The 14885-nt window shown below is 70.7% G+C and carries 11 protein-coding genes; all 11 read right to left on the bottom strand.

Annotated features, from left to right (window positions below; genetic code table 11):
• Positions 1 to 109: 109 nt before the first annotated feature.
• The gene (locus tag BLT28_RS01315; RefSeq protein ID WP_052407241.1) at positions 110 to 2188 is read right to left on the bottom strand and encodes a glycosyltransferase; all 2079 of its coding nucleotides are present in this window, start codon (positions 2186 to 2188) and stop codon (positions 110 to 112) included.
• A complete protein-coding gene (locus BLT28_RS01310) occupies positions 2185 to 3387 on the bottom strand; it encodes an aminoglycoside phosphotransferase family protein (RefSeq protein WP_030429289.1) in 1203 nt (400 codons plus the stop codon). The genes BLT28_RS01315 and BLT28_RS01310 overlap by 4 nt, the downstream gene beginning before the upstream one ends.
• A complete protein-coding gene (locus BLT28_RS01305) occupies positions 3384 to 4172 on the bottom strand; it encodes an ABC transporter permease (RefSeq protein WP_030429290.1) in 789 nt (262 codons plus the stop codon). The genes BLT28_RS01310 and BLT28_RS01305 overlap by 4 nt, the downstream gene beginning before the upstream one ends.
• Positions 4169 to 5005 (bottom strand): ABC transporter permease, encoded by an 837-nt coding sequence (locus BLT28_RS01300; RefSeq protein ID WP_052407242.1) that lies wholly within the window; start codon positions 5003 to 5005, stop codon positions 4169 to 4171. Before BLT28_RS01300 ends, BLT28_RS01305 begins: the two co-directional genes overlap by 4 nt.
• Positions 5005 to 6021: an ABC transporter ATP-binding protein gene (locus tag BLT28_RS01295; RefSeq protein ID WP_043811246.1), complete on the bottom strand. Its 1017-nt coding sequence runs from the start codon at positions 6019 to 6021 to the stop codon at positions 5005 to 5007. Before BLT28_RS01295 ends, BLT28_RS01300 begins: the two co-directional genes overlap by 1 nt.
• A complete protein-coding gene (locus tag BLT28_RS01290; protein ID WP_197683946.1) occupies positions 6018 to 7307 on the bottom strand; it encodes an aspartate aminotransferase family protein in 1290 nt (429 codons plus the stop codon). Before BLT28_RS01290 ends, BLT28_RS01295 begins: the two co-directional genes overlap by 4 nt.
• Positions 7304 to 9115 carry a radical SAM protein gene (locus tag BLT28_RS01285; protein ID WP_162184830.1) on the bottom strand — a complete coding sequence of 604 codons (1812 nt, stop codon included), beginning with the start codon at positions 9113 to 9115 and terminating at the stop codon, positions 7304 to 7306. Before BLT28_RS01285 ends, BLT28_RS01290 begins: the two co-directional genes overlap by 4 nt.
• A gap of 14 nt (positions 9116 to 9129) precedes the next feature.
• Positions 9130 to 10275 carry a 3-dehydroquinate synthase gene (gene aroB, locus BLT28_RS01280; RefSeq protein ID WP_231950586.1) on the bottom strand — a complete coding sequence of 382 codons (1146 nt, stop codon included), beginning with the start codon at positions 10273 to 10275 and terminating at the stop codon, positions 9130 to 9132.
• 324 nt (positions 10276 to 10599) lie between these two features.
• Positions 10600 to 11271 carry an acVLRF1 family peptidyl-tRNA hydrolase gene (locus BLT28_RS01275; RefSeq protein ID WP_030429296.1) on the bottom strand — a complete coding sequence of 224 codons (672 nt, stop codon included), beginning with the start codon at positions 11269 to 11271 and terminating at the stop codon, positions 10600 to 10602.
• A complete protein-coding gene (locus BLT28_RS01270) occupies positions 11268 to 11852 on the bottom strand; it encodes a hypothetical protein (protein WP_043811249.1) in 585 nt (194 codons plus the stop codon). The genes BLT28_RS01275 and BLT28_RS01270 overlap by 4 nt, the downstream gene beginning before the upstream one ends.
• Before the next feature lie 129 nt (positions 11853 to 11981).
• The gene (locus BLT28_RS01265) at positions 11982 to 14747 is read right to left on the bottom strand and encodes a S8 family serine peptidase (protein WP_052407243.1); all 2766 of its coding nucleotides are present in this window, start codon (positions 14745 to 14747) and stop codon (positions 11982 to 11984) included.
• Between the last annotated feature and the right edge of the window lie 138 nt (positions 14748 to 14885).

Genomic DNA, 14885 nt, shown 5'->3' with positions numbered 1-14885 from the left:
GCTCGGGGCAGGTCGCGTACCGGTGTTGTCCGTGGCCTGTTCCGCGCCGCCGTCAGGGGCGGGCTCGGCCCGGCTGTCGCGAACACGGTCCCCTGAAGCGCGACCTGGATCAGACATTGCTCTCCTTCACTTCCAGCTCGTCCCACACGACTCGGCCGTTGGTCAGTGTCAGCAGCAGCACCGCCGTGCGCTCCGCCGCCGCGGGCACCGTACCGCCGAACCCGCCGTCACCGTTCGGGTAGAGCGGCCACGCCCGGCCCTCGCGCACGACGTCGGCGGTGCGGACGGGGCCGAAGCGGTAGCTCACCCGCCACTGTCCCACCTCGTCGACAACGGAGCCACGCGAAGCGAGTTCGTGTTCGTACTCGGGGAAAAGCGCGCAGGTCGCCACGTCACCACGGTCGCGGGCCGCTTCGAACAGGGCGCGGTCGTCGGCGATCCCGAGCCTCCGCGCGAGTTGGACGTCGCCGGTGCGCAGCGCCTGGTCGCGGGCCTCGACGGCGTGCCGGGCCAGCACCTCGTCGTCGAGCAGATCGCCCCAACCCCGGCGCAGCAACGCGACCGGATCGGCCGAAAGTCCATTGTGGAGGGTCGCGTCGAAGATCGCGTGGAAGTCCTCTGCCACCTTCTCCCAGGTGAACGAGCGGGCGACGCGGATCGCCTCGGCGCGCATCCCGTCCAGCTCCATGGCCAGCAAACGGCGCAGCTGAGCCTTGATCTCGTCGACCAGCGCCCGGTCGTCCGCGCGGAAGGACCTCGGCACGGCGGCCCCGGTCGTGCCGAGCACGTGCTCGAAGTGCTCCATGCCGCGCTGCGCGGTGGCCACCGGAACGGCCCCGCAGGCCATCGCCTCGCCCATCGCGAGCAGGAACGTGTCCATCTCGAACTTCGACGGGAACAGGCAGAGGTCGGAGGCGCAGGCCAGCTCGATCAGCTCGGGCTCGGGCATCGGCCCGGTCTCCAGCCACACGACGTCGGGGTGCGCCGCCGCGAGCGGGTTCAGCTCCGGATCGTCCATGGGGGACGGCGACAGGACGTGCAGCACCGCGTTGAACCGCAGGCCCTCGTCCAGCAGTTCGCGCAGCGCCCGCGCGAGCTCCCGCTGTCCCTTGTGGTGGATCGCGTACCGGGCGTTGTGGAAGATCGTCGGCAGCGCGGGGTCGAGACCCCGGCGACGCAGCACGACCTCTCTGTCCACAGTGGATCTGTCGGCTTCGCGCCACGTGCTGCCCACAGCGCAGCCACCAACGACGAGCTTGTCCGCCGCCGCGCGCAGCTCCCGCCGCACAGCCAGGCGCTGGAACAGCGATTCCGCCGGCGTGTCCCCTTGGGTCACAACGTGTTCGAGCTGGCCAGGCGAGAGGAAGTCCAGTGCGGACGCGGTCCTCGCCACGAGCGCGAGCCCGCTGACGTAGTCGTGCCCCGGCCGTTCGGGGTACTCGTTGTACAGGTGCGTCGTCGGAAGGTAGGCGCGCATCTCCCGCTCCACCGCGCTGTCCAGCGGCGGGTCCTCCAGGCCGTCCGCCACCGACGCGTCACCGCCCAGGAAGGAGACCAGCGCCCGGACTTCGCGGCGGTAGACCTTCTTGTTCACCGGCATGTTGCTCTGCACGGTGCACACGACCTCGGCACCGGCTGCGCGGAGCGGCTGCGGCATCAGGTAGTGGTAGTACGGCTCGTGCAAGTGCACAACCGTGCGCGGAGCCGTCGTGCGGATCAGGTACCGGGTCGCGGCGAGCTGGAAGACCAGCGGTTTGAGGAACGCCAGGTCGCGGCCCTTGGTCTCGTACGGCGGGTAGAACGTTTCCGGGTAGGCGTCAAGGATTCCTCCCGCGAGGACCACGACGTCGACGCCCCGCACGCTCACCCGGTGCGCGGTGATCCGGGCGGAGATCTCCGCCGACTCGCCGAAGTCCCTCCACACCAGTGGGTCCAGCGGAACGTCGACGGTCAGCTCGTCCACGTAGTCCAGGTCGGTGACCTCGTAGTCCTTGCGCAGCAGGGGCAGCGCACCGTGCGCCGCGGTCAGGCCACTCACCCCGACACCGCGCGCGGACAAGGCCTGGCTCAGGTTCCACAGGTAGACGGAGATGCCACCCTTGACGAGCCGGTGGTCGAACCCGCCGAACTCGTAGTGGCACTCGACCGCGCTGATGCTCGCCCCCGCAAGCGGGTCTTGGGCGTTCACGAATGGAACCCTCTCAGGAACTCGGCAAGGGAAACCCAGGTGAGGTCGGCGTAGTAGTCCGCTTCCGGATCGCCCGCACGTTCACCGTGGTACCGCAACTCGTGCAGTGCGCGCAGCAGATACGGCAGGGCGAGCGCGTCGGGGTCGATGCCCGCAGTCAGCCCGCGGTTGACCTCCGCCGCCCATTCAGCACCGGGCGCCGTGCGCAGCTCACTGGCGAAGCGGTACTTGTCCACTCCCAGCTCGCGAGCGGTGCGCGCGGTCTCCTCGTCGGCCGCGAAGCACTCCACAGCCCGGCACAGCGCGGCGAAGTCGTCCAGCGGACTGCTGGCCTCCACCGCGAGGCCGTCCGGATCGACGAACCGAACGCGCTGGGCGTCGTCGACCAACACATGCGCCAGGTGCAGGTCACCGTGACGCGGCCCGGCCGGATAGTCGCTGTCCATGGGGAAGGCGGCGCACTGGTCGAGCAATTCGCGGCGGTGCTCCGCGACGTAAGGGAGCGTGCTGCGCACCTGGCTCACCAGGCACCTCAGCTCGGGCAGACGGTTGGTCAGCGGCATGGCCTTGGCTTCCGCACCGTCGGCGAACTGGTCGTGCAGGGCGGACAACGCGTCCCGGACCGCGCGCAGGAGACGGCTGGGAGGACTGGTGCCGCTGCGCAGCGCCGCGCGGAGCGGGTGATCGAGCGGACTGCCTTCCACAGCATGGGTGATCAGGGCGAGGCAGCCACTGTCCGAGGCCTCCGGCCCTTCGTACTCCAGGTGCCCCAGCGGTTTCGGCAGCAGGTCAGATCCGTCCATAGTGGACAGAAGGGACGGTTCCCCTCGGTCGTCGCCGAGCACCCGGTAAGCCTTGATCACCAGGTTTCCGGCGGCTCTCCCGACGGCGTTCGTCGCGGTGGTGTCCATGACCTCGTCCAGCCGCAGTCCGGACCGCACCGGTCCGCGCCACCGGAGGACTCCTCCGGCTCTGGTCGGCCAGGATTCCCGTGCGGGGAGCACGAGCATCGCCCGGAGCAAGTCGGTGTCGGTGTCTCCCAGGACCAGGATCGCTGTTCGCTGCTCACCTCGGACCTCCGCCCAGCGCAGTGTCGTGCCCTCGACCTCAAGCTCGTCCAGCACCCGCAGGCTCTCCGGGTCCAACGTGGTGCGGGAGAACCACGGCGCCCGCCGCAACGCCTCGCTCAGGCTCCTCACGGGCCCACCGCCTCGAACCGCCGGACACCGCGGGACCAGGTCAGCAGCGCCGACGCGGTCAGCACTCCGGCGATCACCGGGGCCAGCCAGGTCAGCGTGCCCGCGCCGTGCAACAGGTAGTCCGCGGGCACGAAGCCGGTGAGCGCGAACGGGATGACGCTCGTCAGCACCACCCGGATCGGCGCGGGGAACACGTCGAGCGGGTACCGCGCGGTGTCGGCCACCTCGTAGACCGCCGTCATGACCTGCAGGCTCGTCGTCGTCCAGAACGCCAGTGCCGCGAGCAGCAGCTTCACCGCCGCGAACACCAGCGCTCCGACGAGCAACAACAGTCCGAAGACGACGATGCGGCCCAGGCCCGGGTCCAGGTCGAGCCCGGGCGCGGCGTAGAAGATCACCGCGAGTCCGGCCAGGATCTCGCCGATCCCCTCCGGGTAGCAGAACCGCTCCGACAGCAGGCTGAACAGCGGGTGCACCGGGCGGACCAGGTAGCGCACCAGTTCACCGCGCTGCACGAGCTTGCGGCCCAGTTCCCAGAGCTGGTCGGTGAACGCGTGGTCCAGACCGCGCACGAGCATCGCGACGCCCAGCAACAACAGGGCCTCGTCGAAGGTCCAGCCGGCGATGTCCGAGACGTACTGGTAGATCACGCCCAGCAGCAACGCGTGCATGACCACGCGCAACGCGAACGCGCCGATCCCCACGAAGAAGTCCGACCGGTAAGCCAGGATCCGGCGCAGGCCCACACCGGTCAGCAGCAGCGACAACGAGAGGTAGCGCCTCATCCCCCGCCCACCTCGCCCCGCTTCAGCGCACCGCGCCAGGCGATGACGCAGATCAACAGCCCCAAGCCGACCCACAACAACTGCACCCCGACCGCGTGCAGCGCCGCGAGCCCGTCGAGCCTGCCGAGGAGCAAACGCACGGGTGTGTTCACCATCGCCGCGAACGGCAGCCACTCCAACACCGCGCGAACCGCGGCGGGCATCAGCTCCAACGGCACGAGCTGACCGGAGCAGAACGCGACCACGGTGCCTTTCAGGTACCGCAAGCCCCATGTGCTGGTGGTGATGAAGCCCGCCAAGCCCACCAACAGGTTCAACAAGATCCCGAGCGTGGTGGCCAGCACCGCCGACACCGCGAACCACGCGAACCCGGCTGCCGTGGGCGTCGTGAGCGGTACGAAGGCCAACGCGAAACCCAGCAGCGGCAACACAACCAGCGTCAACCGAACTGCGAGATAGGGCAACGAGACCGCGGCGTGTGAACCCAGGAAGCTGATCGGCCGCAACAGCCCGACAACGTGGTCACCGCGATAGATGTCGCCGGACAGCGTGTCGTCGATCTGGTTGGACAGCAGCACAGCCAGGAGGTTCCCGGCCAGGAGATACGTGGTCATCGTCGTGGCGTCATAGCCCTGGATGCCCGATCGGACTGCGCTGATGCTCGATCCCGCAAGCGGATCTTGGGCGTAGACCGCGTTCCACACCGACAGCTGCACAGCAAGGGAAAGCGCCGTCGTCAGGGCGGTCAGCATCAGCGCGCCGCGATACGCCAGCGCGGTCCGCCAGCCGGCGCCGAGGATCGCCCCGTAGCCGCGCGCCTGCACTTCGAGCATCACCGCGCACCGCGCGCGGGTTCGGCGGTGCGGACGTACAGAGCTCGCAGAACTTCACCGAGCGTGGGCTCGGGCGCCACCAGGTCCGTGACGGTGACCAAGCCCGACACGGAATCCAGGACGCGCTGCGGGGTCGCGAGGTCCGGCGGGCCCTCGACCTTCACTCGCCGCCGCCCGGCGACCTCGACCTGAACGGCACCGATGTCCTGCTGCACATGCGAAGCAAGCGACTCGGGCGAGATCTCGGCGGAGTAGTCCAGGCGCACGGTCCGCGTCGGAGCTTGGCGCAGGAGGTCGTCCAGATCACCGGTGTAGACGTCCCGGCCGGAGTCCACCACCACCACGCGCTCACAGATCGCGGTGATGTCGGCGACGTCGTGACTGGTCAGCAGCACGGTGGTGCCGCGGTCGGCGACGACCCGGTTGACCAGCTCGTGCACGGCCTCCTTCAGCAGCAGGTCCAGCCCGATCGTGGGCTCGTCCAGCAGCAGCACTCGCGGGTTGTGGAACAGCGCCGCAGCGACCTCGGCACGCATCCGCTGCCCCAGGCTGAGTGTCCTAACAGGACGGTGCGCGATCTCGCCGAGGTCCAGCACCTCGTCGAACAGCTTGCGGTTGAGCGCCGCGTCCTCTTTGGACATGTCGTGCAGCCGGGCGAGGATGCGGAAGGACTCCTCGACCGGCAGGTCCCACCACAGCTGAGTGCGGTGACCGAACACCACGCCGATCGTGCGCGCGTGCGCGTAGCGGTCGGCGCGCGGGTCCCGCCCGGCCACCCGGCAGTGCCCCGAGGTCGGCGTGAGCACCCCGGCCAGAGACTTGATCGTCGTGGACTTCCCCGCGCCGTTGACGCCGAGGTAGGCGGTGCGCTCACCGGCCGGGACGGAGAAGCTGACCCCGTCGAGCGCGCGCACCTCCTCCACGTCGGCGGAGACGAGCCCGCGCACGGCGCCCCACAGGCCGGGACGCATCTTGCGGACCTTGAACACCTTGGTGAGTTCGTGTGCCTCGATCATGAGGCGTCCTCCCGGTACACCTGGTCGATCGCGCGGCCGAGACGGCGCACCGCGTCCACCAGCTCGTCGGGCTCGATGAGGAACGGCGGGGCGATGCGCAGCACCGAGCCCCCAGGCATGACGCGCACCCCCATGTCGAGCGCGCGCCGGAACACCCGGTCCACCGCCGTGGGATTCGGCGCGCGCCCAGGACCGGCCAGCTCGACCGCGTGCAGCAGGCCGAGCCCCCGCACCTCGCCGACGAGCGGATGATCGGCCACAGCGGACAGTTCGTCGGCCAGCAGCAGACCGAGCTCGCGCACCTTGGTGACGAGGTCGTCCCGGTGCAGCACGGTCAGCGTGGCCGTGGCGGCGGTGAGCCCGACCGGACCACCGCCGAAGGTGCTGCTGTACCCGCCCACGGAGCCCCACGTGGCCTCGGTGAGCAGATCCGGCCGCCCGGCGAGCACCGCGACCGGATGCCCCGACCCGAGGCCCTTCGCCAAGGTCACCAGGTCAGGAGCGAGTCCGTAGTGTTGCGACGCCAGGAATTCACCGGTACGACCGCCGCCGGTGAGCACTTCGTCGGCGATCAGCAGCACGCCGTGCTCGGCGCACGCCTTGCCGACCACCTCCCAGTACTCGCGCGGCGGGACGATCACTCCGGCGGCACCCTGGATCGGCTCGGCCAGCAACGCCGCCACGTCCGGGCGCGCTATCGTTTGCTTTACCGTCAATCGCGCGCACAACATGTCGCACGCCGGATAGGTCAGCTCGAACGGGCAGCGGTAGCAGTACGCCGGATACCCGAGCAACGTCGGCCCGGGCGGCTCGGTGCCGATGTCCCACTGCACCGCCGCCCGGGCACCTCGGGTCTTGCCGTGGAATCCCCTGCGCAGCGCCGCGATCCGCGTCCGACCGGACTCCGCACTGGCGTGCGCGACTCGCAGCGCCGCCTCGACGACTTCGGTCCCGGTGGTGAAGAACCCCATCGCACCGAGGTGTTCCGGCAGCAGCCGCGCGAGCGCACGCGCCGCGTCGAGCCGTTGGGGCGTCGGGTTGTCGTGCACGTTGGTGAGCGCGCCGACCTGTGCGGCGACCGCTTCGACGACCTCGGGATGGCTGTGCCCCAAGGACTGCGTCATCGTCCCCGCCGCGAGGTCGACGTACTCGCGGCCGTCGACGTCCACCAGCGTGCAGCCGCGCCCGTACGCGAAGACCCGCCGCCCGAGGCTGGCCTCCTGGCTGGCCCCCAGGGCGACGAACTCCCGTTCCCCCTTCAGGTGTCGTTCCCCCGGCGTGGTCACTCGGCTAGTTCCAGTTCCAGGAGGTGACGCTCCACCGGGATCTCCGGATCGTGGGCGAGTTTCCAACGGCGGACGGCATGACGAAGGGCCGTGGTGTCCGCGCAGCACAGCTCCGCGACGAAGCGGGCGAGGTGGGCACCGGCCCGTGCCTCCTCAGGCGTCGGCACGGGCTCATCACTGTCCACTCTGGACAGTTCAAGCGGCGAGAACAGGCTGGCGGCCTCGGCCCTGCGCGCGGGCGAGAGCAGCTTGCGCACGAGCAGCTCCTCCGCGTGCCCGGCGACAGACGGGATCTCCGCCACCGGGAGCGAGGAGAACAACGCGAGCAGGCCGACCGCGCGGTTCCCCGGTAGCACGTCGAGAACGCGGGAACACCACGACGCCAGGCGATCAGCGGCTTCCGCGTCCCGCAACCACATGGCTTCCCAGCAGTCGATCTGCACGTCCAGTGCTTCGGCGCACAAGGAGGAGCCGTCCAGCGCGGGCAGGATCTCCGAGTACAGCAGCCGGACCAGGCGGTGCGGGCTGCGGTGCACGCGCCAGCAGTCGTCGTGCGAGTGGTCGGCCAGCAGCTCGGCCACGCTGATCACGCCGAAGTCGGTGCGCACCAAGCCACCCACGGCCTCGAAGTGGTACAGCTCGTCGAGGTGGGTTCCCGGGCGCATCGACGCCGTGCGCGCCTCGATGTCGGCCAGCAACGTCTCGCTGCGCTCCAGCAACCGCTGCCGGTGCTCGGCGGTGAGCGCGCCCGCGAACGCCTTGAGCTTGATCAGCTCCTCGGAGAACGCCTGCACCAGGAACGGCGTGGTGAACCGGTAGCTCATCGGCAGGCCGAGGTAGGGGAACACCGCGCAGGTGCGGCAACCCGGGCGCGAACCGACCTCCTCGTCGCGGACGCGGATCAGCTCGGGGTCGTTGACGATCTCCCGGTACGGCCGGTCCCAGGCGATCGAGCCGTCCCACTCGTGGTAGCACGGCAGCATGACCTGCCCGGACGGGCCGATGGTGAGCACGCGCGAGTTCGCCCCGCACGCGGTCACCGTCGCCGGGTCCATCGTCCGCAGGTGGTGCAGGAACGCCAGACTGACCACAGTGGACGGGTCGTAGCGCTTCTCCGCGACGCGTTCGATCAGCACCGAGGACGGGACCGAAGTCCGCACGGGGGCGGCCGGCGCCGCGGACCTGCCGTTCACCGCGGCGAGCTTCAGCTGTTTGATCGAGCCCGCCGGGCGGACCTCGCTCTGCGTGGAGAAGTAGCTGAACATCGGCGAGAGGTAGACCGGGACCTCCTGCTGCCGGGCGAAGGCGACGACCTCGTCCAGCTCGTCCACGTTCTGCCCGGACACCACGCAGATCAGCTTCAGGTTGCGCGCGCCGTCCGAACGCAGCGCGCAGACCAGCTCGATGGTGCGCTCCAGCGTGTCCGTACCCCGGATGTCGTGGTAACGCTGGGCGTCGAGCGTGTCGAGGGAGATGTTCATCGTGCTGACCAGCGGCACGATCTCCCGCGCCTGCTGCGGGAAGCGGATCGCGTTGGTGGTCACGTCCACGGCCATGCCCAGTGAGTGGGCGTGGGTCACCGCGGCGACCATCTCCTTGTGCAGCGCGGGTTCCCCGCCGGTGATGTCCACATAGGACACACCGAGGGCGGCGAGCTCGTCGAGGCAGCGGCGCAGGCCGTCCGCGGTCAGCTCCTGGTGCCCGTCGAAGACCGGGTCCTGCCAGACGTTGCAGTACCCGCAGCGCGCGTTGCACCGGAAGGTGATGTACAGCCGGCCGTGCCGGAACCGGGTCGGGGCGGTCGCCACCGAGTCCTCCAAGATCAGTGCGGGCAGGGGCAGTCGGAGCCGGTGATCAGCGACGAGCGGATCTCGTCGTCCGTGACGTCGTCGGCGATCACCGTCTCGCCCAGCTCCACGGGCAGCACGAACCGGATCTTCCCGTCCCGGATCTTGCGGATCTGCCCCATCGCGGCGATCGTGCGCTCCGCGTCCAGGGCAGCGGGCAGCTCCGCGAGGGTGGTCGGCAGGCCCACCGCGGCCAGCAGGCCGACGATCCGGTCGAGGGCGCACGCGCCGAGCAGGCCGCGGCGCTCGGCGATGCGCGCGGCGCAGGCCATGCCGAAGGCCACCGCCTCGCCGTGCAGCACCGGGCCGTAGCCGGTGACCGTCTCCACCGCGTGCCCGATGGTGTGGCCGAAGTTCAGCGGTCGCCGCAGGTCCTCCTCGTAGGGGTCCTTGGCGATCAGCCGGCACTTGATGGCGCTCGCCCCGTGCACGAGCCGGACCAGCGTGGCGGGGTCGGCGGCCAGGATGTCGCTGTGCTTGAGCTCGATCAGCTCGAACAGCTCCGGGGAGGCGATGACACCCTTCTTGATCGCCTCGGCCAGCCCGGCGCGCAGCTGCCGCCGGTCCAGCGTCGCCAAGTAGCCGACGTTGGTCACCACGGCCTTGGGCTGGTAGAAGGCGCCGATCAGGTTCTTCGCGGTCGGGTGGTCCACGGCGACCTTGCCGCCGAGCGCGGCGTCGACGTCGGCGAGCAGCGTCGTCGGCACGTTGATGTAGGGCACCCCGCGCATGTAGGCGCTGGCCACCCAGCCGACGGTGTCGATCACCACCCCGCCGCCGACGGCGAGCACCACGTCCCTGCGCACCAGCTTCGTCCCGGCCAGCCAGTCCAGCAGTCCGGTCGCGGTCGCGACGCTCTTGTTGGCCTCACCGGCGGGGAAGGAGGTCAGCGCGACGTCCAGCCCGGCCGCGCGCAGCTGCCGCGCCAGCCCCTCGGCGTGCAGCCGCGCGACGGTGTGGTCGGTGATCACGGCGACCCGCCTGCCGTCCAGCTCGGCGAGCAGCCTGGGGAGTGCGTCCTCCTCGGAGCGGCAGACGTGCACCGGGTACTGGTCGCGCCGATCGGCGGTCCCGATCACCGCCGCGTCCGGGTCCTGTGGCAGTGTCAGCCTGTCGGACACGCGGACATACGAACTCATCGCTCCCCCACCCCGTCACCGTCGGCCCTGTCGCCCTCCCCAGTTGTAATCACTGTTCAGGTTCACTCAAAGCCCGTTGGTTCCGCATTCTTGTGCCGCCGGACGGGGCGAACGGCCTCGCGGCTCCGTATAATGACGAAACTCGTCGGTGCTACGTCAAACAATTGACGTAGTTCGGCCGCTGCTCCGGTCGGCCCAGAGCGATCTTGGCAACCGTGGGCAGTACGCTTTAGTTTTTCTGAAGCGCGATTGACAATCGCCGGTCGGGCAAAAGGTGAACGAACACCGGTAGAGATATCGAAGCAGCTACCGGTCAAACAGGACTATCTCGACGGCACGCGCCGACTCGGCGGCCTCGTCCAGCACCCGCCTGCGCGGTTCGGCGACCGGCAGCACCCTCGGCTCGGCCATCGCGAACAGCCCGCCCAGCCGCCGGTCGGCGCGCAGCGTGTCCAGCGCCTGCCGGTCCCCGCCGAGCACGACGGCGTCCACCGAGCCCAGCTCCGGCAGCAGCACCCTGGCCACGGTGTCGGCGGCATCGGCCAGCGACTGCCGGGCCTGCCCCTCCCGCCGCCGGGCGAACCGCTGCTGCGACCAGCCGCCCGCCTTGTTCCTGCCGTGCACCTGCCTGCGGTCGGTGCTGGAGGCCACGACGCGGCCGTTCTCCGCGATGCCGACGCTGTGCCCGCCGAGGCGCACCAGGACCAGCGCGATCCGGCGCGGCCGCAGCGCGTGCTCCAGCAGCTCGTCGACGGCCAGGCCCTCGCGGCGCACCGGCTCGGCGAGGCCGAGCCCGCCGAAGCCGACCTCGACCTCTGCCCTCGCGCCGTCGGCGGCGGTGACGATCACCTTGTCCGCGCTCAGTCCGGAGGTCGCGACGCCCTCGTGCCGCGCCGCGAAGCGCTCGAACCAGCCGGCGAGCCGCTCCGGGGAGACCTCCACCGCGCGGCCACCACCGGTGACCTCCCGCGCCCTCATCGAGGTGCGGCCGCCACCCACAGCGGCAGCGGGTGGCCGGTGTCCTTGGGGGCCAGCCGCTGCACGGCGACGAAGCCCGCCTCGGCCAGCACGCGCTCCATGTCCTCGGCGCCCAGGACCTGGTGCCGGGTGGAGACGGAGCTGGCGACCTCCCAGCCCGACTGCCCGCGCACCAGCTGCACGACCTCGAGGCCGTAGCTGGAGCCGTCGTCGGCCCAGTCCCACAGCTGCACGGTGACCTGCCGGTCCTGCCCCTGGCCGGTCACCCTCGGCGGCGGCGCGGTCGGCCGCAGCGGGCCCAGCCGGTCCAGCTCGGGTACGGCGGCGATGAGCAGCCCACCCGGGGTGAGCGAGCGGCAGGCCCTGGTCAGCGCCGCGGTGAGGGTGTTGTCGTGCGCGAGCCTCGGCAGCAGGTCGTCGCCGGAGCGCACCACGTCGACCGGGACCGGCACCAGGCCGTCGAGCAGGTCCACCAGGTCGACGGCACGGTGCCTGCCCGGCCCGAGCACCGCGGCGGCGACCTCGCCGAAGACCTCGGTCGCGCCCGGTTGAAAGGCGAGTCCATCCCGCACGCTGGTCACGGCGAAGAGAGTAGGGCCACCGCCCCCTTCTGCCCAGCCCGCCCCACCGCCCGCACCCGGGTTCCCGCGGACCGCGTCCGCCCCGGTGGAGCGCACCGGGGCGGACGCGGTCCGCGGAATGCGGTGGAGCTAGTTCACGTAACCGTTGAGCCGCAAGGAAACCGAGCGGATGGAGCCCTTGTCGGAGGACACCGCGTCGACGACCTTGAAGGTCCACGTGCCGTCGGCAGAGACCTTGGCCAGCTGGTTCAGCGCGGTGGTCGGCCGCCACGTCCCGGTGAACGGCGCCTGGGTCTGGGTGACCGACGCGAACGGCTGCGCGGCCGAGTCGTCGAAGACCACCTGGCACAGGTTGTTGCCGTTCCCGCCGTTGCGCTGGAACAGCGTCGCTGTCACACCACCGGGTGAAGTCAGCGTACCGACCAGATCGCTGACGTAGGTGTGGTCGATGCCCACCGTCGTCGAGCCCTCGGTCGCCGAGCAGGTCGCCCCGTCCACCGAGAACGCGATCTTCGAAGGCAGGCCGACACCGGAGACGGGCAGCTGCACGCTGACGCCCTCGGTGTTGCCGTCCGGGATCGCCACCGGCGCACCGGTGTAGCTGAACGTCTTGGTCTCACTGGAGGGCTGGCCGACCGGGATAGCGAAGCGCTGGGTGGTCGGGGACAGCGATCCGGCGAAGCTGACCTTGGCCTCCAACGTGACCGGGACGCCGACCTGGTGGCCGGAGGGCACAGTCAGGGTGAAGGAGTTCAGCGCGGTCTGGCCGGGCTCGATGGTGCCGTAGGACTTCGAGCGCGGCCCCACCGTCACGCCAGGGGTGGGACTGGTCAGCACGACGCTGACCGAGGCGGCCGTGCCGTCGCCACCGTTGCGCACGGGGAGCTTGACCTCGGCGGTGTCGCCCGGCTTCAGGTACGGGTTGCCGGTGGTGGGCACCACGGTCGGCGACTCGGCCTTGGCCAGCGGCTGCGGGCTGGCGCCGGTGTAGGCCAGCACCTTGTCCGCCATGACGATGCCCGCGCCCGCGCGGTTGTCCACGCCGGGCGCAGCGATGTCCAGCGCGGTCCTGGTCAGCGCGTCCCGCATGTCGGCGGTGCTCATGCCGGGGTTGCCGGAGAGCACGAGGCCCGCGATCGCCGCGGCGTGCGGAGCGGCGGCCGAGGTCCCGAAGAACGGAGAGAACCCGGGCGTCTTGGTGGTGACGCCGTCCGCGGCGGTGATGTCCGGCTTCTGGCGCACCTCACCGGCGGGCGAGGCGACCGGGCTGCCGTCGGCGTTGAAGAACACCCGGCGCGGCCCGTCTGAGCTGAACCGCTCCAACTTCGAGGAGCCGCTGAAGGTGTCCGGGTACGGGCCGGCCGGGTTGGCCGGGTCGCCCGGCTCCTGGGTGCCGGTCCACGCGCCCGCGGCCGGGGTGGCCGCGACGCTGAACGCGTCCTTGGCGGCCGAGTGGCCACGGGTCACGCCAGGGGTGTTGTAGCCCTTGAGGTCGCCGCTGTCGCGGAAACGCCCGCGCAGCGCGGAAAGCGACAGGTACTTGTCGTCGCCGCGGAACTTCACGACCGCCACGTTGAGCCCACCGGTGGACGGGTTGACCCGCTCGTACGGGTCGGCCTGGCCGGTCTGCACGTTCTGGCTGAAGCCGACCACGTTGCCGGCCCCGTCGAGCAGGTACAGGTCGTAGTCGTTGGTGGAGCGGCCGAGCGCGTCGTTCCACCACAGCAGCACCGGGATGCCGCGCGAGGCGGCCGACAGCGGGTTGACGATCTGCGTGCCCGCCGGGGTCGCGTCGAAGTCGTGCGCGGAACCTGCGAAGCGGCCGACGCTCTTGCCCGAGTCGACGAAGTTGCCCTCCCAGTGGCCCGCGCTGCCGTCGACGACGTTGCCCTCGTTGCCCGCGGAGGAGAAGAACAGCGCGCCGTCCTTGGTGACGTCGTTGACGGCCTGCGCGATGATGCCGTCCTGGAACGGCGACTCGTTGAAGTACAGGACGTCGTCGACGATCACGTCGCACTTCTTCTCGAAGCGCAGCGCGCGGATGTTGTCGGCGAAGCTGGCGTCGCCGTTGAACGCGGTGGCGAAGCCCAGCGCGGCGCCGGGCGCGACGTCGTGCAGGATCTCCAGCATCGCCGAGCCCTCGTCGCCGCCGCCCTCCTGCCCGGCGAGCACGTCCACCTCGGGCAGCTCGCCCGCGGCCTGGAGCGCGGCGAGGGAGTCGACGCCGTCGGAAAGCGCGCAGAGCTTCACGCCGAGACCGCTGATCCTGAACTGCGAGCGCGCGGTGTCCGCGGCGTGCGCGCGGTCGCCCTGCGAGGTCAGCGCGGCGGAGCGGGTGCGCACCGCGGCCTTGGCCTGCTCGGCCAGCCGGTTCGCCTTCGCCTCCTTGGACTCGCCCCGGGTGGCGCTGGTCCGCAGCTCCCCCGGCGAGGTGGCCCGCGAGGTCATCGCCTCGCTGGCCGCGTCGATCAGCAGCACGTCCTCACGCGCCGCGATGCCGTTGACCGCGCCCAGCGGCAGCTCCGCGCGCACCGTCCTGGTCCTCGGCGAGGTGTGCCGGATCGCACCGCCCGCCTTGCGGATCGCACCGGTGAGCAGGTCGGTGACCTTGTCAGCGCGGATGTCGACGAGCACCGTCTCCGCGTCGGTCACGGCGACGCCGGTGTTCAGGTGCGGCAGGTTCGCGGTGAGCGCGCCGCGGCGGATGCGGTTCTCCACCACCAGTCGGCTGTCCACTTTGGACTCGGCCTTGGACAGCGAACCCTTGATCCGCTGCAGCTCGGCGATCTGGGCGGCACTGGTGTCGTTGAGGCGGCCGGGATCGGCCTTCCCCTGCGCCTGTGCGGGACTCACCACGCCGATCGCCAGCAGCAGCGCGGCCGCACCGGCCGTCACCGTTCCGATGGAACGTGACGGACGTAATGCTCGTGCCACGGGCCCTCCCCCGTGTCAGTGCGTGCCCCGACTCACGCGAATCCAAGCGGGCCGGTCATCCGGCCGAGGGCTAAAAGTAGGCACCGCACAATCCCAGGT

Origin of the sequence: Allokutzneria albata (assembly GCF_900103775.1) — a bacterium.
GTDB lineage: Bacteria > Actinomycetota > Actinomycetes > Mycobacteriales > Pseudonocardiaceae > Allokutzneria > Allokutzneria albata.
Note: the sequence above shows the minus strand (reverse complement) of the source record. Positions and strands in the feature narration are given on the sequence as shown.

Coding starts and splice junctions, on each gene's coding strand:
- BLT28_RS01305 (WP_030429290.1), bottom strand. CDS start 4,172: ATGAGGCGCTACCTCTCGTTGTCGCTGCTGCTGACCGGTGTGGGCCTG.
- BLT28_RS01300 (WP_052407242.1), bottom strand. CDS start 5,005: ATGCTCGAAGTGCAGGCGCGCGGCTACGGGGCGATCCTCGGCGCCGGC.
- BLT28_RS01295 (WP_043811246.1), bottom strand. CDS start 6,021: ATGATCGAGGCACACGAACTCACCAAGGTGTTCAAGGTCCGCAAGATG.
- BLT28_RS01275 (WP_030429296.1), bottom strand. CDS start 11,271: ATGAGGGCGCGGGAGGTCACCGGTGGTGGCCGCGCGGTGGAGGTCTCC.